This window comes from Pseudomonas solani, assembly GCF_026072635.1.
GTDB classification, from domain to species: domain Bacteria; phylum Pseudomonadota; class Gammaproteobacteria; order Pseudomonadales; family Pseudomonadaceae; genus Metapseudomonas; species Metapseudomonas solani.
In genome coordinates this window covers 490,026-512,262 of record NZ_AP023081.1, presented here as the reverse complement: position 1 = coordinate 512,262, position 22,237 = coordinate 490,026, and the positions used below count along the sequence as shown (strand labels likewise).

General features: G+C 68.1%; 18 protein-coding genes. 8 read left to right on the top strand and 10 right to left on the bottom strand.

Annotation, left to right across the window (positions count from 1 at the left end; all coding sequences use genetic code 11):
- The first annotated feature begins 31 nt into the window (after positions 1-31).
- Both PSm6_RS02335 and PSm6_RS02330 read left to right on the top strand, forming a co-directional pair.
- Entirely contained in the window at positions 32-4,564 is a 4,533-nt protein-coding gene (locus PSm6_RS02335; protein WP_265169439.1) for a beta strand repeat-containing protein, read from the top strand.
- A gap of 50 nt (positions 4,565-4,614) precedes the next feature.
- Entirely contained in the window at positions 4,615-6,111 is a 1,497-nt protein-coding gene (locus PSm6_RS02330; protein WP_031288781.1) for a TolC family protein, read from the top strand.
- Positions 6,112-6,325: 214 nt separating this feature from the next.
- On the opposite strand, the gene PSm6_RS02325 is transcribed toward PSm6_RS02330, so the two are convergent.
- The 5 genes from PSm6_RS02325 to PSm6_RS02305 all read right to left on the bottom strand — a co-directional run bounded on the left by PSm6_RS02325 (position 6,326) and on the right by PSm6_RS02305 (position 9,370).
- Entirely contained in the window at positions 6,326-6,550 is a 225-nt protein-coding gene (locus tag PSm6_RS02325; RefSeq protein ID WP_265169437.1) for a hypothetical protein, read from the bottom strand.
- A 4-nt stretch (positions 6,551-6,554) separates the two neighbouring features.
- Complete coding sequence (locus PSm6_RS02320) at positions 6,555-7,256, bottom strand: YebC/PmpR family DNA-binding transcriptional regulator (protein ID WP_021222080.1); 702 nt, start codon at positions 7,254-7,256, stop codon at positions 6,555-6,557.
- A 153-nt stretch (positions 7,257-7,409) separates the two neighbouring features.
- Positions 7,410-8,198 (bottom strand): SDR family NAD(P)-dependent oxidoreductase, encoded by a 789-nt coding sequence (locus PSm6_RS02315; RefSeq protein ID WP_265169436.1) that lies wholly within the window; start codon positions 8,196-8,198, stop codon positions 7,410-7,412.
- Between the two features lie 115 nt (positions 8,199-8,313).
- Complete coding sequence (locus PSm6_RS02310) at positions 8,314-8,895, bottom strand: NAD(P)H-dependent oxidoreductase (RefSeq protein WP_021222078.1); 582 nt, start codon at positions 8,893-8,895, stop codon at positions 8,314-8,316.
- Between the two features lie 58 nt (positions 8,896-8,953).
- A complete protein-coding gene (locus PSm6_RS02305) occupies positions 8,954-9,370 on the bottom strand; it encodes a MerR family transcriptional regulator (RefSeq protein ID WP_021222077.1) in 417 nt (138 codons plus the stop codon).
- A gap of 222 nt (positions 9,371-9,592) precedes the next feature.
- On the opposite strand from PSm6_RS02305, the gene PSm6_RS02300 reads away from it, so the two are divergent.
- Entirely contained in the window at positions 9,593-10,009 is a 417-nt protein-coding gene (locus PSm6_RS02300; protein WP_021222076.1) for a group II truncated hemoglobin, read from the top strand.
- Positions 10,010-10,079: 70 nt separating this feature from the next.
- Positions 10,080-10,424, top strand: a complete 345-nt coding sequence (locus PSm6_RS02295) for a hypothetical protein (protein ID WP_021222075.1) — start codon at positions 10,080-10,082, stop codon at positions 10,422-10,424.
- A 3-nt stretch (positions 10,425-10,427) separates the two neighbouring features.
- On the opposite strand, the gene PSm6_RS02290 is transcribed toward PSm6_RS02295, so the two are convergent.
- Positions 10,428-10,829, bottom strand: coding sequence for a hypothetical protein (locus tag PSm6_RS02290; RefSeq protein ID WP_021222074.1), 402 nt, complete (start codon positions 10,827-10,829; stop codon positions 10,428-10,430).
- A 240-nt stretch (positions 10,830-11,069) separates the two neighbouring features.
- On the opposite strand from PSm6_RS02290, the gene PSm6_RS02285 reads away from it, so the two are divergent.
- The gene (locus tag PSm6_RS02285) at positions 11,070-11,912 is read left to right on the top strand and encodes a CAP domain-containing protein (RefSeq protein WP_169708491.1); all 843 of its coding nucleotides are present in this window, start codon (positions 11,070-11,072) and stop codon (positions 11,910-11,912) included.
- 333 nt (positions 11,913-12,245) lie between these two features.
- On the top strand, positions 12,246-15,131 hold the full coding sequence (locus PSm6_RS02280) for an autotransporter outer membrane beta-barrel domain-containing protein (RefSeq protein WP_021222072.1): 2,886 nt from the start codon (positions 12,246-12,248) through the stop codon (positions 15,129-15,131).
- 197 nt (positions 15,132-15,328) lie between these two features.
- Here the strand turns inward: PSm6_RS02280 and PSm6_RS02275 are convergent, their stop codons facing one another.
- Together PSm6_RS02275 and PSm6_RS02270 are read right to left on the bottom strand one after the other, a co-directional pair.
- Positions 15,329-17,251 (bottom strand): alkaline phosphatase D family protein, encoded by a 1,923-nt coding sequence (locus PSm6_RS02275; protein ID WP_265169432.1) that lies wholly within the window; start codon positions 17,249-17,251, stop codon positions 15,329-15,331.
- Between the two features lie 266 nt (positions 17,252-17,517).
- The gene (locus tag PSm6_RS02270) at positions 17,518-18,411 is read right to left on the bottom strand and encodes a LysR family transcriptional regulator (protein ID WP_265169430.1); all 894 of its coding nucleotides are present in this window, start codon (positions 18,409-18,411) and stop codon (positions 17,518-17,520) included.
- Positions 18,412-18,495: 84 nt separating this feature from the next.
- Between PSm6_RS02270 and PSm6_RS02265 the strand changes: the two genes are divergently transcribed.
- Positions 18,496-19,275, top strand: coding sequence for an NAD(P)H-dependent oxidoreductase (locus PSm6_RS02265; RefSeq protein ID WP_265169428.1), 780 nt, complete (start codon positions 18,496-18,498; stop codon positions 19,273-19,275).
- 157 nt (positions 19,276-19,432) lie between these two features.
- Here PSm6_RS02265 and PSm6_RS02260 read toward each other — a convergent pair whose 3' ends face one another.
- Both PSm6_RS02260 and PSm6_RS02255 read right to left on the bottom strand, forming a co-directional pair.
- The gene (locus tag PSm6_RS02260; RefSeq protein ID WP_021222068.1) at positions 19,433-20,269 is read right to left on the bottom strand and encodes a bifunctional allantoicase/(S)-ureidoglycine aminohydrolase; all 837 of its coding nucleotides are present in this window, start codon (positions 20,267-20,269) and stop codon (positions 19,433-19,435) included.
- A 186-nt stretch (positions 20,270-20,455) separates the two neighbouring features.
- A complete protein-coding gene (locus tag PSm6_RS02255; protein ID WP_043245140.1) occupies positions 20,456-21,340 on the bottom strand; it encodes a LysR substrate-binding domain-containing protein in 885 nt (294 codons plus the stop codon).
- Between the two features lie 134 nt (positions 21,341-21,474).
- Between PSm6_RS02255 and PSm6_RS02250 the strand changes: the two genes are divergently transcribed.
- Positions 21,475-22,218 carry a hypothetical protein gene (locus PSm6_RS02250; RefSeq protein ID WP_265169426.1) on the top strand — a complete coding sequence of 248 codons (744 nt, stop codon included), beginning with the start codon at positions 21,475-21,477 and terminating at the stop codon, positions 22,216-22,218.
- Positions 22,219-22,237: the final 19 nt, after the last annotated feature.

The following is a 22,237-nucleotide window of genomic DNA, read 5'->3' as shown; positions in this document are numbered from 1 at the left end:
TGGCGGCGATGCGCTCGCCTCCAACACCAGCGTGTCGGTCGCAGCCGGTGCCACCCTGGCCCTGGCCGGCAACGAGGCGCTGGGCAACCTCTCCGGTGCCGGCTCGGTGACGCTCGGCAGCTTCAACCTCACCAGCAACCAGACGGCGGACACCACCTTCTCCGGCGGCATCAGCGGCACCGGTGGGGTGACCTTCAACCAGACCGGGGCCGCCACCTACTCGACCACGCTTTCCGGCACCAACACCTACACCGGCAACACCGTGCTCGCCAACTACGGCTGGCTGAAGCTCAACGGCGACGCCTCCATGGCTGACACCAACGCCGTGCGGGTCAATGGCAACAGTGTCCTGACGCTGCTCTCGGACCAGACCGTCGGCAGCCTGGCGAGCAACAACGCCAACGCCAGCATCCAACTGGGCAGCTACACCCTGACCGCCGGGGGTGACAACACCTCCACCTCGGTTTCGGGTGCAGTGTCCGGCACCGGCTCGCTGGTCAAGCAGGGCAGCGGCACCCTGACCCTGTCCGGCAGCAATACCTACGGTGGCACCACCACCGTCTCCGCCGGCACCCTGTCGATCGCCGGCGACGGCAACCTGGGCAGCGGGGCCGTCATCCTGGCGGGAGGCACCCTGCTCGACGTCACGGGCGCTACCACCATCGACAACGCCATCGTCCTGGCCGGCAACAGCAGCATCGGCAACAGCAACGCCGTCACCCTCAGTGGTGCCATCAGCGGTGCCTACGACCTGACGAAAACCGGCAGCGGCACCCTGACCCTGTCCGGCAGCAACAGCTACGGCGCCACCTATGTGAGTGCCGGCACCCTGTCGATCACAAACGATGGCAACCTGGGATCGGGCGCGGTGAACCTGGCCGCCGGCACCACCCTGGCGCTCACCGGCGCCAATACCATCGACAACGCCATCGTGCTCGGCGGCGATGCCTCGGTGAGCGCCTCGGCCGCCGCGACCCTGTCGGGTGTGATCAGCGGCGCCTTCACCCTGACCAAGGCCGGCGCCAGCACCCTGACCCTGTCCGGCAGCAACACCTACGGTGCGACGACCGTCAGTGCCGGCACCCTCAGCGTCGCCAGCGACAGCAACCTCGGCAGCGGTACGCTGACCCTGGGCGCCGGCACGACCCTGGCGGTGACCAGCGCCGCCACCCTCGACAACGCCATCGCCCTGAGCGGCAGCGCCACGGTCAACACCAGTGCCGATACCACCCTGTCCGGGGTGATCAGTGGCAGCAACAACCTGACCAAGACCGGTGCCAGCACCCTGACCCTGACCGGCAACAACACCTACAGCGGCAGCACCAGCGTCAACAGCGGGACCCTGAGCATCGCCAGCGACGCCAACCTCGGCGCCGGGGCGCTCAACCTGGCCAACGGCACCACCCTGCAGATCACCGGCAACACCACCCTCGACAACGCCCTGGCGCTGACCGGCCTGGTGACCGTCAATGCCGGCGCTGCGGCCACCCTGTCCGGCACCATCAGCGGTACCGGCAGCCTGATCAAGGCCGGCGCCAGCAACCTGACCCTGTCCGGCAGCAACACCAACAGCGGCACCACCACCGTCTCCGCCGGCACCCTGGTGGTCGACGGCAGCACCGCCAGCGCCACCACCGTGGCCAACGGGGCGACCCTGGCCGGCAGCGGCACCCTGGGCGGCGACGTCGTCGTGCAGAGCGGCGGCACCCTGTCCCCGGGCGGCGCGGGCGTCGCCATCCTGACCGTCAACGGCAACCTGACGCTGGCCTCGGGCAGCACCCTGGCCCTGGACATCAACGGCACCACCGCCGGCACCGGCTACGACCGGGTGGTGGTCAACGGCACCGTCGACGTCTCCGGCGCCGCCCTGGCGGTCACCCATGGCTACGCGGCCGGCAGTGGCGACAGCTACACGGTGATCGTCAACGACGCCGCCGATGCCGTGGCCGGCACCTTCAGCGGCGTCAGCGAGGGCGGCACGTTCAACGCCGCCGGCAACGGCACCCAGCTGACCACCAGCTACATCGGCGGCAGCGGCAACGACCTGTCCCTGACCGCGCCCATCGCCCCGACCGTCACCAGCGTCTCGTCCAGCACCGCCAACGGCACCTACAAGATCGGCGATGTCATCACCGTCACCGTGCGCTTCGATTCGGCGGTCAACGTCACCGGCACCCCGACCCTGACCCTGGAGACCGGTGCCACCGACCGGGTGCTCAACTACGTGTCCGGCTCGGGCTCCGACACCCTGAGCTTCACCTACACCGTGCAGGCCGGCGACAGCTCCGCCGACCTCGACTACGCCTCCACCTCGGCCCTGAGCCTCAATGGCGGCACCATCAAGGACGGTGCCAACCAGAACGCCATCCTCACCCTGGCCACCCCCGGTGCGGCAGGCTCCCTGGGCGCCAACAAGGCCCTGGTGGTGGACGGTGTGCGCCCGGCGGCCACCAGCATCACCCTCAGCGACACCAACCTGCGCATCGGCGAGACCGCCACCGTCACCATCACCTTCGCCGAGCAGGTGGTCGGGCTGGACACGGCGGACTTCGCGGTGTCCGGCGGCTCGCTCTCGGGCCTGGGCACCAGCGATGGCGGTCTCACCTGGACCGCCACCTTCACTCCGAGCGCCAACGTCAGCGGCGCCACCAACATCATCACCCTGAACAATTCCGGGGTGATGGACCTGGCGGGCAACATCGGCAGCGGCACCACCGACTCGGGCAACTACGCCATCGACACCCAGCGCCCGACGGCCACCATCGTGGTCACCGACACGACGCTGAAGGCCGGGCAGACCACCACCGTCACCATCACCTTCAACGAGGCGGTGACCGGGCTGACCACGGCGGACTTCAGCGTGGAAAACGGCACCCTGAGCGGCCTCAGCTCCGGCGACGGCGGCATCACCTGGACGGCGACCCTGACGCCCAGCGCCACCATCACCGACACCAGCAACCTGATCACCCTGGACAACACCGGGGTGCAGGACCTGGCGGGCAACGCCGGCAGCGGCAGCACCGATTCCAACAACTACGCCATCGACACCGAGCGGCCGACGGCCACCATCGTGGTCGCCGACACCGCGCTGAAGGCCGGGCAGACCACCACCGTCACCATCACCTTCAGCGAGGCGGTGAGCGGGCTGACCACGGCGGACTTCAGCGTGGCCAACGGCAGCCTGAGCGGGCTCAGCAGCAGTGACGGCGGCATCACCTGGACGGCGACCCTGACGCCGAGCGCCAATGTCACCGACACCAGCAACCTGATCACCCTGGACAACACCGGCTACACCGACCTGGCAGGCAACGCCGGCCTCGGCAGCACCGACTCCAACAACTACGCCATCGACAGCCTGGCGCCGGCGGTGACCTCGGTCACGGTCCCGGCCAACGGCACCTACGGTTCTGGCCAGAACCTCGACTTCACCGTCAACTTCGGCGAGGCCGTCACCGTCGATACCCTCGGTGGCATGCCGCGTCTGGTCATCACCCTGGACACCGGCGGCACCGCCTACGCCGAGTACCTGAGCGGCAGCGGCACCACCGCACTGGTGTTCCGCCTGGTGGTCACCAGTGGCCAGGCCGATGCCAACGGCATCAGCGTCGGCGGCGCCCTCCAGGCCAACGGCGGCACCCTGCGCGACGCCGCCGGCAACGACGTGGTGACCACGCTCAACAGCGTCGGTGATACCAGCGCCGTGCTGGTGGATGCAGTGGCTCCCCGGGTCACCGATATCGCCCTGGACGGCACCTCGCCCACCACCAACAGCTCGGTGAGCTTCACCGTCACCTTCAGCGAAGACGTCACCGGGCTCGACCTGGCCGACTTCAACCTGCTTACCGGTGGCAGCGTCAGCGGCACCCTGCAGTCCCTCGTGCAACTGACCGGCAACACCTGGCGTGTCACGGTCAGCGGCATCACCGGCCAGGGCAGCCTGGGCCTGTCGCTGCCGGCCATCGCCAGCGGTGTCGCCGACGGTCAGGGCAACGCCATGGTGGATTCCTACTCCACCATCGGCTACCAGATCGGCTCCCTGGACAACGGCGACCCGGAATTCCGTGCCAACCCGCCGGTGACCACACCGATCGAGACCCCTGCGCCGCTGCAGCCCACCGTGCCCAGCGCGCCGCCGCCCTCGACCACCACCTCGCCGCTGATCCCGCCGCCGCTGTTCGAACAGCCGACCCTGGGCAGCGGTATTCCTACCGTGGGCAACATCTTCATCAACAACGGTGCCCTGGCACCCAGCTTCATCGCCCAGGTGTTCGCCAGCAGCGACAGCAGTAGCGACGGTGGCGGAGCAGGCTTCCTCGGTTTCGGTGGCGGGGATGGTGGCGTGTTCGGCGCCAGCACCTTCTCCGGCCTGTTCAGCAAGGACAAGCCCCAGGAGAGCAACGAGAAGATCTTCGACAAGCAACGTGGCAATGGGCAGGGCGGGCGCAGCTTCGGCGCGCCGACCCTGGGCCAGCAGCTGCATGAGATGAAGGAAGCCGAGCAGCGCCAGGTGCGTCAGCTGGCACAGGCCCTGGGGCAGGTCGCGGGGACGGCCGCCCAGGGTTGAAACGATTTGGGCATATCCAAACACCAGCCGTACCAGGGGGCGGCACAAGGATGACCAACAATTACAAAGCGTTTGCGGCCAGTTTGCTGGCCTTGGCAATCAGTGGCTGCGCCGTTACCAGCCAACCCATCGACAAGAGCGTGAGCGAGGAACGTGCGCGCACCGACCTGCAGACCATGTTCCAGGGCCAGGAGCCGCTGTCCGGCCCGCTGACCCTGCACCAGGCCATGGCCCGTGCGGTGAAGTACAACCTCGAGGCGCGCCTGAAGGTGATGGAGCAGGCCATGGCCGAGCGTCAGCTCGACCTCGCCAGCTTCGACATGCTGCCGCGCATGGCACTGTCCGCCGGCTACGCCGGGCGCAACAACGTCAGCGCTTCCAGCAGCCAGAGCATCGAGACCGGCACCCAGTCCCTGGAACCGTCCACCTCGCAAGACCGCGATCGCGGCGTGGCGGACCTGACCATGGTGTGGAACGTGCTCGACTTCGGCGTCGCCTACGTCAGCGCCAAGCAGCAGGCCGACCAGCGCCTGATCGTCGAAGAACGCCGCCGCAAGGTCATCCACACCATCACCCAGGACGTGCGCTCCGCCTACTGGCGCGCCGTGGCGGCCGAGCGCCTGCTCAAGCAGATCGACAGCCTCATGGGCCGCGTGGAGCAGGCCCGCGAGAACAGCCGCCACATGAGTAACCAGCGCATCGGCGATGCCGTGCAGGTGCTGGCTTATCAGCGGGCGCTGATCGAAGCCACGCGCCAGTTGGAAGACCAGCGCCGCGCCCTGACCCTGGCCAAGACCGAACTGGCCGCGCTGATCAACCTGCCGCTGAGCACCAGCTACCAGCTGGCCTCCACCGAGGGCTACAGCGTGCCCGAGCTGAAGGTCGACTTCACCCGCCTGGAGCAGCAGGCCCTGGCCAGCCGCCCCGAGCTGCGCGAGCAGGACTACCAGGCGCGCATCAGTGCCGCCGAAACCCGCAAGGCCATGCTGCGCCTGCTGCCCGGCCTGGAGTTCTCCGCCGGCGGCCACTACGACAGCAACAGCTTCCTGGTGAACCAGAGCTGGGCCGACTACGGCGTGAAGGTCACCTGGAACCTGTTCAACGTGCTCTCGGCACCGGCGGCCATCGATGTCGCCAAGGCCGGGCAGAAAGTCGCCGACGCGCGTCGTCAGGCGATGTCCATGGCGGTGCTGGCCCAGCTGTACGTGGCCAACGCCAACTTCCACGAGGCCCAGCGCCAGTTCCAGACCAGCCAGCAACTGGCCGACCTGGACGGGCAGATCGCCGAGCAACTGCGCAACCGCTACAGCACCCAGAGCATCGGCGAGCTGGAACTGATCCAGGGCGAGCTGAACACCCTGCAGGCGCAGCTCAAGCGTGACCTGTCCTATGCCGACCTGCGCAACGCCTACAGCCAGCTGTTCATCAGCGCCGGTGTCGACCCGCTGCCGGACGCACTGCCGGACGCCAACCTCTCCACCATCGCCGGGGCCTTGGCCAACAGCGAATCGCGTTGGGAAAACGGGGATATCGGCACCGCGAAGTAAGCCTCGCGGTTCGATGGGAAAAAGGGGCTTCGGCCCCTTTTTTCATGGGCAAACAACCGGATCGGTTGCGCGTAGGGCGGGTGAAACCCGACGGGTTCGGCAGCGTGCCCTCGCGGGTTGCACCCGCCCTGCGGGGCGGTGTGCATGCTGGCGACCCTTGGCACATGAGGGGAGGGGCGACGCTGGGCTTGTGCCCAGGCGCCAACCCGAGGGCTCAGTGAACGCTCTGCGCCTGCTCTTCGAACAGCCGCTGGGCGGTGCTCAGGCGTTCCAGCTCGCGGCGGACCATGGCGGCGTATTCCGGCGGCTTGAGCTGGTACAGCTCGGTGGCGACCCAGGCCAGCCAGCGCGGGCCAAGGGCCGCGCGCTGCTCCAGCAGGCGCAGCGCGTCGGCGAGGGCGCGCTCGGCGTTGTCCTGGTGGAAGCGTTCGCGGCCCACGGGCTCAGTTGGCCTGCAGGCCGACGTAGATGTTCTGCACGTCGTCGTGGTTGTCGAGGGCGTCGAGGAAGGCTTCGACTTCTTCCAGCTCGGCACCGGACAGCGCGACCGGGTTCTTCGCCTTGTAGCCCAGGTTGGCCGACGCCACGGTGAAGCCGAACTCCGGCAGTGCCTTGCACACGGCGTCCAGGTCGGTGGGGTCGGTGTAGAAGGTGGCGCCTTCGTCACCGGTTTCGAAGTCCTGGGCGCCGGCTTCGATGGCAGCCAGTTCCGGGTCCGCATCGGCGCTGGCCGGTTCGGCCTCGATCATGCCCAGGTGGTCGAAGTCCCAGGACACCGAGCCGGAGGTGCCCAGCTGGCCCTTGCGGAACAGCACGCGGATCTCGGCGACGGTACGGTTGAGGTTGTCGGTCAGGCACTCGACGATCACCGGCACGCGGTGCGGGGCGAAACCTTCGTAGAGGGTGCGCTCGTAGTTGACCACTTCACCGGTGAGGCCGGCGCCTTTCTTGATGGCGCGCTCCAGGGTGTCCTTGGGCATCGAGGCCTTCTTGGCCTGGTGCACGGCAAGGCGCAGCTTGGGGTTCATGTCCGGGTCGGCGCCGTTACGGGCGGCGATCATGATTTCCTTCACCAGCTTGCCGAAGATCTTCCCTCGGGCGTTGGCGGCGGCTTCTTTAGGTTTGGCTTTCCACTGGGCGCCCATGGCGTTTCTCTCGCAGGTTGCACGGGGAGCGGGGCGCTGCCCGCTCATGACAGGTGGGCGATTCTACCGGGCAGGTGGGGGCGCCTGCCAGTTGCGGCGCCGGTTGGTGGGGTCGCACCCCCGGTGCCGCAACCGCTGAGCCCAGACCTGGGCTTAGAAGGCCGAGCGCACTACGCCGCCGTCTACGCGAAGAGCGGCACCATTGGTGGCGGAGGAAGCCTCGGAGCAGACATAGACCACCAGGTTGGCCACTTCCTCCGGGCGGGCGAAGCGCTTGAGCAGCGAGGTGGGGCGGGCGCTGGTGAAGAACTCCTTCTCGAAGGATTCGAAGCTCTGGCCTCCGGAGAGCTTGTCGACGAACTCGCCCACGCCTTCGGAGTGGGTCGGGCCGGGCAGCACGGCGTTGACCGTGACCCCGGTGCCGGCGCAGGTCTCGGCCAGCCCGCGGGAGAGGCCCAGTTGCGCGGTCTTGGTGACGCCGTAGTGGATCATCTCCGTCGGGATCTGCACGCCGCTCTCGCTGCTGATGAACACCACGCGGCCCCAGTTGCGCGCCTTCATGCCGGCCAGGTAGGCGCGGGTCAGGCGTACGCCGGACATGACGTTGGTGTCGAAGAAGCGCTGCCAGTCCTCGTCGGGAATGTCGTCGAAGGGCTTGGGATCGAAGATGCCCAGGTTGTTCACCAGCACGTCCACTTCCGGGTGGTGCTGCACCAGCCGGGCGATCTCCTCGGGCCGGGTCAGGTCACCGGCGAAGCCTTCGACCCTGGCATCGGGCTGCTGGGCGCGCAGGCGGGCGAGGGCCTCGTCCACCGAACCCTGGCTGCGGCCGTTGAGGATCACCCGTGCACCCTCGCGGGCCAGGCCGGCGGCGATGGCGAAGCCGATGCCCTTGGTGGAGCCCGAGACCAGGGCGCGTTTGTGGGTCAGGTTGAAGTCCATGTTGCCTCCGTGGGTTGAGGGAGCGGTACTTGGGTATAGACGCTTTCCTCGCTCCGCGCCGTAGCCCGGGCTTCAGCCCGGGAAAACCAGGATTTGCGCCGGGCACGGCTGCCGGTCAGATCCGCCCCGCCAGCTTGCGCGCATCCTCCAGCCAGCCGGCCAGGCGTGCCTCGCTGGCGCCGCGTATCGGCCCCAGCGGCAGCGTGCGCACCGGGTTGATGCCGCAGAATTTCAGGGTGGTGCGCTCCATCTGGTTCAGCCCGGGAGCGCGGTAGACCCAGCGGAAGTACCAGGGCGGCGTATCGAGGGGCACCAACTGGTGCGCCGAGCGGCCCTTGAGCAGCCGCGCCGGGAAGGGGTTGCCCTTGCGGTAGGCGAAGGCGAAGCCCGGCAGCAGGATGCGGTCGAGAAAGCCCTTGAACAGCGCTGGCACGCCGCCCCACCAGATGGGGTAGACGAAGCACAGGTGCTCGGCCCAGGTGATCAGCTCCTGGGCGCGGAGCAGGTCCGGCTCCAGTGGCTGGATGCGCCGGTAGCCCGCGTGGAGGATGGGGTCGAAGTCCAGCTGGTGCAGGTACAGCGTGCGCACCTCGTGGCCCGCCGCCTGAGCCGCCTGTGCATAAGCCTGCGCCAGTGCCGCGCAGTAGCTCTCGCCGGAGGGATGCCCGAGTACCACCAGGACGCGTTTCGTTGCCATGTGCCACCTGCCCATTGAAGGAAAGGCGGCAGTCTGGCGTCTGCCCCTAGGGGCAGAGTCAAGCCTCCTGCAGCAGGGCGCCGCGCTGGGCGGGTTCGGTGGCGCAAAGGGCCTGGTCGGCCTGGGGCTGGCCGCCGATGCAGGCATGGATTTCTGCGCCGATACGCCCCAACTGCGCATCCAGGCGTTGCAGCCGGCGGATTTCCGCACGCAGGGCGGCGCGTTTGTCCTGCAGGCGCTGGTACAGCTCGGGCCAGTCGGGTTCTTCGCCACCGGCCAGCAGGGGATGCAGTTCGGCCAGGCGGAAGCCCACCGATTGCGCCTGGCGGATCAGCAGCACCTGCTGCAGGTGGCGCTCGCCATAAACGCGATAGACGCCCTGGCGCGGCACCGGGCCGAGCAGGCCCTGCTCTTCATACAGGCGGATGGCCTTGGCGCTGGCGCCGGTGCGGCTGGCGAGTTCGCCGATGTGCATGGTGGGCGTCCCTGGGGCTGAGAGAGGGGATGACGGTAATGGCTGGCCGCGAGTCGAGCAATTGATTTGGGGTGAGGAGAGAAGCGGTGGGCTGAAGCCCACCCTACGCGCACCCCAACCCACCCGCCCAGCCTTTGCCTGCGACCTTGCGGCGCGTGGGGCGGGGCTCGGCAGTGGCGGGGGCGGTCGCTACAATGCCGCCTTTTTCGAGGAGTTCGAGCCTTGAGCACCCCATCCTTTGGCGTCGGCGATGCCTCCTACCAGGCCGCTGGCGGGATCGACGGCCTGCGCCGCCTGGTTGACGACTTCTATCGTCTGATGGACGAGCTGCCGGAGGCCCGCGACCTGCGCGGCATGCACCCGGAGAGCCTGGAGCTGTCGCGGGACAAGCTCGCCAGCTTCCTCAGCGGTTGGCTCGGCGGCCCGCGTCTGTTCAGCGAGAAATACGGCTCCATCGCCATTCCCGCCTTCCACGCCCAATGGCCGATCGACGAAGCCCGCAGCGCCGCCTGGCTGCTGTGCATGGAGCGGGCGATCGCGCTGCAGGGCTACTCCAGCGAATTCGCCGACTACCTCCTGGCCCAGTTGCGCATCCCCGCCGAGCGGGTGGTGCAGGCCAGCCGCAACCGCCACGGCTGACGCTTGCCCGTCATCCTCCGCCATCCATACTTGCCGGGCCGGCCCCGGCCAAGTCCCTATCGAGGTCCCCATGAAACCCGTACGCATCGTCGCCCAATGGGCTGAAGACGAAAGACAGACCCTGGTGATCGTCGCCCTGCAGGCCGACGACATGAGCATCGAGAAAACCGTGGAAGCCTTCGGCTACGTGAAGGACTACGACGACGAAGACCGCATGTACGTGCGCTACCCCTTCGTGCTGGAGGAATACTCCGACACCGAGGCGCTGATGGACTGGGGCGCCCTGGACGACACCCGCACCCTGATCGACCTCTACGGCCGCCGCATCGTCCCCGGCGAAGCGCTGATCCGCAACGAACGCGGCGAGCGCTACGACTACCAGGTGGTTTCGGTGGAGCCGTTCGTGCCGGCGTGAGCCTCACGCATCCCGCAACAGGTCGTGGGCGTTGAGCAGGGCGTAGAGGATTTCCGGGTGTTTCTCCAGGCCACGGCGGATGGCGCTGGGGATGGACTGGCGGGTCTTGCGGCAGAGGCCGGCCTGCTCGGCGATGTCGATTTCGATGCCGCGCCCGCTGCGCACCTCGTTGAAGCCGGGGGCGATGGCCAGGCGGATGCCGAGCTGCTCGAACATCTTCTGCTGCATGCGCCCGAGGTCGTCGAGGCTGCTGATGTTCTCCAGCCGCTCGAGCAGGCGCAGCTCTTCCTGGCGCGTCAGGCGCAGGATGCGCAGGTCGGCGCCGGGCGCGTCCAGCAATTGGTCGCGCTCGCAGATGCAGGTGCCGGGCGGGCAGGGGTTGCGCAGGGGGAGGGTGGCCGTCATGCATCGATCATAGCGGCAGCCCGGCGCGCTTGCGTAGGGCCGGCCAGCGCCTGATGGCCCCGTGCTGCACATTTTCCCGCTTCGGCTGTCCAAATCCCATGATCGGGCCCGCCGGGCCTTGCGCCCGTGCCTGTGGATCAAGCAGGCTGGGCCGCGCCAGGGGTGATATCGCATTGCGCTGGACGGATTGGAATCGCGCATCATGAGCGCTATCAGCTAAGGGAGGTTTCCATGGGGGGCATGCATCGCGTGTCGCGGCTTGCGGCGTTGACGCTGGGAATGGCACTGGCGGCTGGCGCCATGGCCAGCGAGGAGTCGCAGCTGGTCGAATCGATCAACCTGTACCGCAGCTCGGTGCAGAGCTGCGCCGGCGAGGCATCCCTGGAGCTGCCGCCGCTGGCCGCGGACCCGCGCCTGGTGCTCTCGGCCAGCAGCATCGGTGACCTGCAGCAGGCGCTGGCGCAGTCGTCCTACCCCATGGTCAACGTGCAGGCCATCAGCCTGTCCGGCCCCCGTGATGCCAAGTCCGCCATGGGCGCGCTGCAGGAAAGCTTCTGCCATGTGCTGCTGGACCCGCAGTTCGTCGACGTCGGCGTGAGCCGCGAGGACCGCGACTGGCGCATCGTTCTCGCCCGGCCGCTGCTGGCCGCCGCCCTGGGCAAATGGGAGAAGGAAGGGCAGACGCTGCTGGAGCAGATCAACGCCGTGCGCGCCCAGCCCCGCCAATGCGGCGGCCAGGCCTTCGCCGCCACCACGCCGCTGGCCTGGAACGCCACCCTGGGCACCGCTGCCGAAGGCCATGCGCGCTCCATGGCCAACCAGAACTACTTCGACCACAAGGGCCGCGACGGCCGCACCCCGGGCGACCGCGCCGAGCTGGCGGGCTATGTCGGCCAGCAGATCGGCGAGAACATCGCCGCCGGCCAGGACAGCGCGCGCAAGGTGCTCGACGGCTGGCTCGCCAGCCCAGGCCATTGCGCCAACCTGATGAACCCGCACTACCGCGAGCTGGGCGCCGGCTACGCGGTGGACCCCAAGAGCGATGCGGGCATCTATTGGACGGCGATGTTCGGGACGCAGTGACGAGGTTGGTTTGGGGCTCCGCTTGATGGGATTCGCTGCGCTCTTCCCATCCTACGAGGGGCCTGTCCGTAGGATGGGTAGAGCCTGGCGAAACCCATCGATGGTTGCCGCCCATGAGTGACTCCAATGAGGCATCGATATACCCGGGCTGAAGCCCGGGCTACCTGTGATGTTTCACCCCGCGACAGCAGTAAATTCCATTAAGTTCCATGAAAAAAAGCGAAGCGGCGGGTATCTCCGCCCTTCGTCGGTTTCCGTGTCGATTCTTTGACAGGCCATGCCTCGCTTCCTATACCCAGAACCTTCCCATGGAATCCTGGTAAGGACGCACCGATGACCCCTTTCCCGAAACCGGTCTGCTTCAAGGCAGGCGCCTTTCCCCGTGCGCGGCTGGCTTGCGCGGTCACCCTGGCCCTTGGCGGGCTGGTGGCCCCCGAGGCCTTCGCCGACGACTGCCCGATGCGGCTCAGCGGGCGCCTGGAAAGCACCTGCACGGTGGCGGCCGGCAGCGACCTGCAGGTCACCTCCAGCGGGGCCATCGAGGTGACGGAGGGCCCGGCGGTGCTCATCGACCACGCCGGTGACGGCGCCAGCACCCTGCGCAACAACGGCACGCTCTCGGCCGTCGGCGGCCTGGATGGCGACGGCGCGACCGTGCGCCTGCAAGGCACCGAGGTGACCGGCAGCCTGCTCAACAACGCCAGCGGGGTGATCCGCTTCGAAGGGCTCACGGTGAACGGTGGCGACGCCGCCCTGCGCCTCGACGACAGCACCCTGCATGGCGCCATCGTCAATTCCGGGCTGATCGACGGGCAGGACCCTGCCGACGGCCTCTACCTCAGCGGCAGCCGGGTCGACGGCGCGCTGCGCAACAGCGGGACCATTCTCGGTTCCACCGGGGTGAGCCTGGTCGACAGCAGCATCGGTGGCGATATCCGCAACAGCGGCACCATCACCGGCCAGGCCAACGGCATGGACATCGCCGGCAGCGACATCCTCGGCAGCATCCGCAACTACGGCACCCTGGAAGGCACAGACGGCTGGGGCCTGTACGTCACCGACACGCGCATCGGCCTCGATGTGGTGAACACCGGCAGCATCGGCGCGGGGTCCTTCCCCTTCGGAGGGGTGCGCCTGGCCGACACCGATATCGCCGGCTACCTGATCAACGCCGGCGATATTGACACCGGCTCCCTCGGCACCGGCCTGGTGATGCTGCGCGGCAGCATCGGCCATGACCTGAACAACCGCGAGCGCATCGCCGGCAACAACGGCATGAGCGTCAACTTCGTCACCCTCGGCGGCGACATCCGCAACAGCGGCACCATCGAGGGCCGCTTCAACCCGGATGGCGGCGGCTTCGGCTGGAACTCCACCGGCACCACCGTCCACGGCAAGGTGGTCAACAGCGGTACGGTCAAGGCGGCGACCACGGCGGTGAACTTCGACGACGTGCAACTGGACGGCGGTTTCTACAACAGCGGGCGCATCGAAGGTGCCACTGGCCTGGTGCTCGATGGCAGCACCGTGGTCGGCGGCGGGCTGACCAACAGCGGCGTGCTCCAGGGCGACGACTATGCGTTGCGGGTGGGCGACGACGCGACCCTCGACGACCTCTACATCGCCGGGCAGAACAGCGCCCGGTTCATCGGCGAGGTATTCGCGCCACGCACCCGGGTGACGCTGTTCAGCGACGCCGGCTACACCCTGCAGGACGGCAACCTGTTCACGGTCGATGAGTTCGTCAACCGCGGCGTGCTCTCGGTGGCCGCCGTCAACGCCGCCGGCGCCTCGGCCAAGGCCACCATCGATGGCGACTACCGCCAGGCGGCGGGCGCCGTGCTACGCACCCAGGTGCAGGACGCCACCCACTACGGGCAACTGGTGGTCACCGGCACCGCCACGCTGCCGAGCCAGGCGCGCTTCGACGTGGACGTGGCCAACCCCGGCCAGGCCTTCGGTGTCGACCGTCTGCAGGACGTGCTCAGCGCTGGCACCCTGCAGTCCGACGGCACCTTCAACGTCACCAGCAACTCGGCGCTGTTCGACTTCGGCGCGGTGAAGGATGGCAACACGGTCGACCTGACCCTCGCCGCCAAGTCCGCCGATGGCGTCGCCACGGCCGCTCGCAGCGCCGGACTGGATGCCGGCGGCGCGGCCCAGGTGATCGACCAGCAACTCGCCCAGGGCAGCGCCAGCGCCTTCACCCCCTACTTCGTCAGCGCCACCAGCACGGCCGAGGTGGCCAGCAGCCTGGCGCAGACCCTGCCGATGAACAGCGACGCTCTGCGCAGCAGTCAGTTCGCCCTGGCCGCCATCGGTGACGCGGTGCAGGGGCGCCTGCAGTCCGCCACCGGGCAGTTGGCGGTGGACGGGCTGGCCGCACCCGGCGATTCGGTCTGGAGCCAACCCTTCAGCTACCGCACCGGCCGCGCCGACGGCAGCGCCCTCGATGCCGCCAGCGGCACGGTATTCGGTTTCGACACCCGCACCTCGGCCAGCTCGCGGGCGGGCGTGGCCTTCGCCTATGCCGATGGCGGTACCGGCCGCAGCGAGCAGGGCGGCCAGCAGAGCAACCGCCTGGGCATGTGGCAGTTCCTCGGCTACAGCAGCCACACCCTGGCCCCGGACACCGAGCTGATGCTCTACGCCGGCGCCGGGCAGAACCGCGTGGAGGGTGAGCGCGGCATGGCCATCTCCGGGCTGCGCGGCACCGCCAAGGCCGACTACGACAGCCTGGTGACCACGGTCGGCACCAGCCTCGGCAAGGCCCTCCAGCTCGGCGAGGATTCGCGGCTGCTGCCCTCGCTACGCCTGGACTACAACCACATCCACGAGGACGCCTACCGCGAGCGCGGCCCCGGCAGCCTGGCGCCGTTGTTGCTGGAGGTGGACGCGCGGGACACCGATCAACTGATCGCCGGCTTCGACGGCAAGCTGGAACACGCCATCGCCCCCAACCTGCGGCTCAAGGCCAGCCTGGGCGTGGGCTACGACCTGATCAACGAGGACGGCGCCCTCACCGCGGCCTTCGCCGGCGCGCCGGGCCAGCGCTTCACCACAACGGGCGAGGCGCCCAGCCCCTGGCTGCTGCGCAGTGGCCTCGGCATCGCCCGGCAGTTCGACAACGGCGCCGAGCTGTCCCTGGACTACAGCGCCCAGGCGCGCGGTGACTATGACGACCAGGTGGCTTCGCTGCGGGTGAACATGCCGTTCTGAAAAGTGCCTGCGCTCGGTGATGCTTCGTTAAAAACGGGTTCGGAATGCTCATTTACAGCTCGTAAACTCCGCTTCCTCACCCGTTTTTACGCACTGGCGCGCGCCCTTCGGGCCAGCCTCCGGCTGTTACTCCCGTTGGTCGTTGCGCCTTGCCTGACCGTCGCGCGACGACTTTTCGTATAGAGCCTAGAGCGCGGTCAGGATCGGTCCGGCTCGTCGAGGAACTCGGTGGCGTCGCTGCCGTCGGCGTTGAGCTGGAAGATGCGCGCCGGGCGGCCCTGCGCATCGAAGAACACCTGGCCGAGGCCGGCGGAATTCCACAGGCGCTCGCCCGCCTTGCTGTGGGCCGGGGTGCGCGGCACCACCTGCATGCGCCGGCGCTTGGTGAACCAGTTGAGGGGCGAATGGGGCGAATAGAGCCAGCGGTTGAGGCGGTCGAAGACATCCAGCAGGCGCCGGGGGAATTCGTTCTTCACGCCGCTGCTGGTGATCTGCCAGATGCGCGGGCCCTGCTTGCGATGGCGGATCAGCACCTCGTAGACGAAGGAGTAGTGCACGTCCCCGGAGAGGATCACGTAGCTGCCCGGCGTGCGCGAGTGGCGGAAGATGTTGAGGATCACCTGGGCCGCGCCGCGATGGGCCATCCAGTTCTCCGCGTCCACCAGCAAGGGGTGGCCGAACCAACTGAAGACCTTCTGCACCGCCTCGATCAGCTTCACGCCGAACACCGGCGCGGGCGAGACGATGATGGCCGAAGGGTGGTCGAGCAGCTCGTGCTGCAGCTCGCTCAGGGCTTCCCAGTCCAGCAGGCCGGAGGGGCGCTTGAGGTTCACCTCGCTGCGCCAGCGGCGGGTGCGGGTGTCCAGCACCAGCAGGGCGGGCGTGGTGGGCAGGCTGTACTGCCAGTGGTTGAAGGCCAGCAACTCGTCGATCAGGCCATCCAGCGCCGGGCTGTCGAAGTGGCTGTCCGCCTGCGCGCTGGCGGTGAGCGCCTGGATCTTCTCCAGCAGCGCGGTGAAGGCGTCCGGGTCGTTGCCCCAGCCCTGGCAGAGCAGGTAGGCGAGCAGAGCGTTGCCGATGATGCGCTTGGAGAAGGGGTGGCCGTAGGCGGTCTGTTCCCACTGGGCGGAGAGGTTCCAGTCGTCGGTGATGTCGTGGTCGTCGAAGATCATCAGCGTCGGCAGGTGGGCGAACACCCGCGCCGCGCCCGGCAGGCTCTTGCGGAAGGCCTCCAGGCGCTGGCGTTCCAGCTGGTAGCGCTCGACCCTGTCCACCGGCAGCGACGGCATCTCGGTTTCCAGCAGCGTCCAGGGCAGCGGCGACCACACCAGCAGGTACATGGCCAGCACCTCGGCCAGGGTCACCAGGTGGTTGTCGGCGTTGCTGCTGGTGAAGATGGGTTTCTTCGCGCCACCGAAGAAGCGCTCGCGCAGCGTTTCGTTGCTCTCCAGCGCCGGCAGCAGGTCGGCGCGCCGGTAGTAGCTGGCCGGGTGCTGGTACAGGGCCTGGCTGTCGTCGACCACGGCACCGTCCAGGCGCTCGTCGAACAGCCCGAGGCAGGCGATCAGCTGGTGGATCGCGCGCAGCATCGGCCCGGCCACATCGTCGGCGTAGACCTGGTCGCCACTGAGCATCAGCAGCGCCGGGCGCTGTTCCGGCGCGGGTTGCGCGGCCAGCAGGCGGTCCGCGCAGAGCAGGCCCTCCGCCGCCGGGTGATGGGGCTTGCGGCAGGAGCCATGGAGCAACTGGTCGATGCGCGAGCGCAGCACGAAGCCCGGCTGCTGCGCCTCGCCATAGAGCAGGTGCGGCGCCCACTGGGCGATGCCCTGGTCGTCGAAGCGCAGGTCGTAGTCGATCTGTCGGTCGCAGGGCAGGGGTGCATCCAGGTGCAGGTCGATCAGGTGCAGGAAGGCATGCCGCCCCAGCTGCACCACCTGGCAGGCCTCGCCATCGAGGCGGTGATCGCGGGTTTCACCCTTGATGCTCAGCCGCAGACTCAGCGCCAGCTCGCGGCTGGCCACCAGCCACAGCACCACGCGCTGCGCCTCCAGCCGCCGCAGCATCGGGCCGGCGAGAACGGGCGGAAGGTGATCGGGCGTGGCGAGCTGGGGTGCGAGCATCGGGGCGAAGGGTAGCGGACGGACAAGCGCGGAAGAATAACGCGACTGGCCAGGGCGGCTGAACAGCAAGGGCGACTGTTCTGTTAGCGGGCGTGACAGGGTTCGGTTCTGCCGGTTATGCCCATCGCGAATGAATTCGCTCCCACGGGGGAGGGGCGCGCTTCGCCCAAGGCCGCAGTCCGTAGGGCGGGTGAAACCCGCGAAACCATGCACCGCAGATGTCGGGTTGCACCCGACCTACATGCCCCACGGGAGCTGCCCCTTGTTCAAACCGCCTTGACGATCTGCTCCCGCAGCCACTGGTGCGCGGGGTCGCGGTGGGAGCGTTCGTGCCAGAGCATGGCCATCTCGTAGCCGGGGACTTCCAGCGGGGCGTCGACCACCTGCAGGGTGCCGCTGTTGCCCACCAGGCGTTCGGGGAGCATGGCCACTAGGTCGGTGCTTTCCAATACCGAGCGCAGGAACAGGAAGTGCGGCACCGAGAGCACCACGCGGCGTTCCAGGCCGTGCTCGGCGAGCGCTGCGTCGGTGACGCCGGAGAAGCCGCCGCCATCGGGGGAGACGATCACCTGGTCGAGGGTGCAGAACTGCTTCAGCGTCGGGCGTCGCTTCAGGCGCGGGTGGCCGGCGCGGCCGGCAAGCACGTAGCGCTCGGCGAACAGGGTGCGGCGGCGCAGGTTGAGGGGCGAGCCTTCGACGGTGTGGAAGGCGAGGTCGATATCGCCCAGCTCCGCCTGCTTGGCGATGCGCGAGGGCACCATCTCGACCACGGCGATGCGGGTGGCCGGCGCGGCCGTGCGCAGGCCGGCGAGGGCGGGCAGGAGGATGGCCGATTCGCCGTAGTCGGTGGCGGCGACGCGCCAGGTGTCCCGGGCCTGGGCCGGGTCGAAGGGGCTGGCCGGGGCCACGGCGCGCTCCAGGGATTCCAGAGCCTGGCGCAGGGGCTCGCGCAGCTCCTCGGCGCGGGCGGTGGGGCGCATGCCGCGTGGGCCGGGCAGCAGCAGCGGGTCGTCGAAGATCTCCCGCAGCTTGGCCAGGTGCACGCTCACCGAGGGCTGGGAAAAGTTCAGGCGCTCGGCGGCGCGGGTGACGTTGTGCTCGGCGAGCAGCACGTCGAGGGTCACCAGCAGGTTGAGGTCCAGTCGCCTGAGATTATTCATTCAAATACCTGGGATATGGGTTATTCATTTCCAATATACCTGGCGGAACACCATCCTGCGCTCATCCCGTTATGGAGGTTTGCCATGAATGTTCTGATCGTCTTCGCCCACCCCGAATCCCGCTCGCTGAACGGCGCGCTGAAGGATTTCACCGTGCAGCGCCTTGAGGCCGCCGGCCATGCCGTGCAGGTGTCCGACCTGTATGCGATGGGCTGGAAGTCGCCCATCGATGCCGGCGACAGCCTGGACCGCGACCCCGAGGCGCGCTTCGATGCCTCGCAGGATTCCAGGCGTGCCTTCGCCAGCGGCCGGCAGAGCGCGGACATAGCCGCCGAGCAGGACAAGCTGCGCTGGGCGGATGCGCTGATCCTGCAGTTCCCGCTCTGGTGGTTCTCGATGCCGGCGATCCTCAAGGGCTGGGTCGACCGCGTGTATGCCTACGGCTTCGCCTATGGCGTGGGCGAGCATTCGGATGTGCGCTGGGGCAACCGCTACGGCGAGGGTTCGATGGCAGGCAAGCGGGCGATGTTGCTGGTGACCACCGGCGGCTGGGATTCCCACTACAGCGAGCGCGGCATCAACGGCCCGATGGACGACCTGCTGTTCCCCATCCAGCACGGCATCCTGCATTACCCCGGCTTCGACGTGCTGCCGCCCTTCGTGGTGCACCGCACCAGCCGGGTCGACGTAGCCCGCTTCGCCAGCATCCAGCAGGAACTGGGGCAGCGTCTGGACAGGCTGTGGAGCACCGAGCCCATCGCCTATCGCAAGCAGAATGCAGGGGATTACGAGATTCCCGCGTTGACCCTCAAGCCCGAGGTGGCGCCGGGGGAGGTCGGGTTCGCGGCGCATGTGAAGCGGTAGGGCAGATGGGGCGAGGGCGGGGTCGGCAGCAACGGTAGCCTGGGCTTCAGCCCGGGGCCGGGATCGACCCAGCATCCCTGGGCTGAAGCCCAGGCTACGGAGCCCTTTGCGACACCGCAGAAACGACGACGGGAGCGCTGGGCTCCCGTCGTTTGGATCAATGGGCCTGGTTCAGAGTCAGGCGCATGTGGCGGTTCACATCCTTGTACAGCAGGTAGCGGAAGCGACCCGGGCCACCGGAGTAGCAGGCCTGCGGGCAGAAGGCGCGCAGCCACATGAAGTCACCGGCTTCCACCTCGACCCAGTCCTGGTTCAGGCGGTAAACGGCCTTGCCTTCCAGCACGTACAGGCCGTGCTCCATCACGTGGGTTTCGGCGAAGGGGATCACGCCGCCCGGCTCGAAGTTGACGATGTTCACGTGCATGTCATGGCGCATGTCGGCCATGTCGACGAAGCGGGTGGTGCTCCAACGGCCTTCGGTGTCCGGCATCACGCGCGGCTCGATGTCCTGCTCGTTGGTGACGAAGGCGTCCGGCAGCGGTACGCCGTCGACCTTCTGGTAGTGCTTGCGGATCCAGTGGAAGCGGGTGTGCTGGCCGCTGGTGTTGCGCACCTTGTAGTCGGCGCCCGGCGGAATGAAGGCATAGCCGCCCGGTTGCATGCTGTGCACCTGGCCTTGCAGGGTCAGGGTCAGCTCGCCTTCGACGATGAACAGCACCGCTTCGGCGTTGGGGTCCTGCTCGGGCTTGTCGCTGCCGCCCTGGGGGGCCAGCTCGACGATGTACTGGGAGAAGGTCTCGGCGAAGCCGGACAGCGGGCGGGCGATGACCCACATGCGCATGTTGTCCCAGAAGGGCAGGTGGCTGGTGACGATGTCACGCATCACGCCCTTGGGGATCACGGCATAGGCTTCGGTGAACATGGCGCGGTCGGTGAGCAGCTCGGTCTGTGCCGGGTGCCCGCCGTGCGGCGCGTAATAGGTGGATTTGGCCATGGGGTATTTCCTCATTGTTGTCTTGCTGCCCGGCGCGTGCGGCGCCGTGGTGAGCAATGGTGCGGAGCGGCGCGCCCGTTGGAGCGCTGGCCGTCGCTGGAGAGCACGATATCCAGCGGTATGACCATGCACAAATTAAATGTTGGAATCCGCTGTATTCGGTTTTCGAATGTGGGCGGATGTCCGTCAGCCTTTCGTATCCTGCGCCAGAACCCGTGAAAGTACTTGGGCCAGTTCCTTCACCATCGGGTCCGCCGCCGGGCGGTGCAGCAGCGCCACTTCGAAGGCATCCACCGAGGGTAGCCCAGCTTTCTTCGCCAGCACGGCGTGGTCCGCCGTCACCGCCCGCTGCGGCAGCAGGCCAATGCCCATGCCATCGGCGATGGCCGACTGGATGCCCGATAGACTCGAACTGGTGAAGCTGATGTGCCAGCGCCGGCCCACCGCCTCCAGTGCCGCGATCATCTCGTCGCGGTACACCCCGCGCGGCGGGAAGGTGACGATGGGCAGCGGGTCGAGGTCGATGCAGGGGTTCTTCGCGCTGTCTACCCAGCGCGTCTTCTCCGGCCAGCAGGCCAGCGCCTCGCGGGCGTTCTGTCGCTGCTTGAGCAGCACCAGGTCCAGCTCGCCGCGGTCGTAGCTGGCGGAGAGGTCGCGGCTCAGCCCGCTGGTGACCTCCAGCTTCACCTGGGGGTAATGGCGGTTGAACGCCGCCAGCTGCTCGGTGGTGCGCCCGGTGGCGAAGTCGTCCGGCACACCGATGCGCACCGTCAGCGCCACCGTCGCCCCGGATAGCGCCTCCTGCAGCTCGTCGTTCAGCGCCAGCATGCGCCGCGCATAGCCGAGCAGCGTCTCGCCGGCGTCGGTGGGCAGCACGTCGCGGTTGCCACGTTCCAGCAGGCGGTGCCCGGCCATCTCTTCCAGGCGGCGGATCTTCTGGCTGACGGTGGACTGGGTGGAGTTCAGCCGGCTGGCCGCCGTGGTGAAGCTGCCGCAATCGGCCACCGCAACCATGGCGCGGAGCAGGTCGAGCTCGAACACGCGGCTATTCGATCGGTCACTGTGGTCCATGGGGGTATTCATCTTTCAAATGGGGATAAGGGCTTGTAGCAGCTTGCGGATGGTGCAGCAACGGGCGCCTCGTTGACGCCGCCCAGCGCTGCCCCTACGCTCGCGCACCCCCTCCGGACCAAGGACGCTCCCCCGTGAAGAAATCCCTGCTGTCGTGCGCTGTGCTGACGCTGCTTGCCGCCTGCCAGAGCAGCCCGCCGCCGGCTTCCGCCAGCCAGGAAACGGAGGAGCAGCGCTTCGTCCGCCTCGCCCAGGCCAGCCTGCGCAATGCTGCGTTGGTGGCCAACAACGAAATGCTGGTGGGCAGCGTCGGGGTTACCGTCGACCTCGATTCGCGCGGCTGGATCACCGGCTGCGAAACCGGCCCCGTGGTGGGGCGCGGCGCTGACATCGCCCCCTTCAACCAGCGCCTGGCCACGCGCTTGGCCGACCTGTGCTGGAACGTGGTGCTGCCGCCGGTGCCCGCATCCATGAGCAAGGGTGATGAGGCGCCTTCTATAAGGGCGCCATTGGTCTTCCCCGCGCTGTCCCTGGAACAGTTGCAGGAACAGATGCGCCGCTCGGCACTCTTCGCCCGGGACAACTACCTGTGGCACACCCTGTTCGCCAATGAGCCCATCGACGCCATCGGCCGCGCCACCTTCCGCATCGCCCCGGACCCGAAGGGCCAGGTCCAGACCTGCAAGGTCACCCTCAAGCCCCACCCCGCCCGCGTCCGCGAGTTCCAGGCCAACGAGGCACTGCGCGCCCGCCTGGAGCAGGGCTGCAACCGCCTCAACCCGCGCGAGATGCCGTTCTATACGCAGCCGCCGACCGGCAAGAGTTACAGCGTGGATGTGCAGTACATGCCGTGGAAGAAGAAGTTGAAGGTGTATTGAGGCGGAGCGGGAAGGAGGG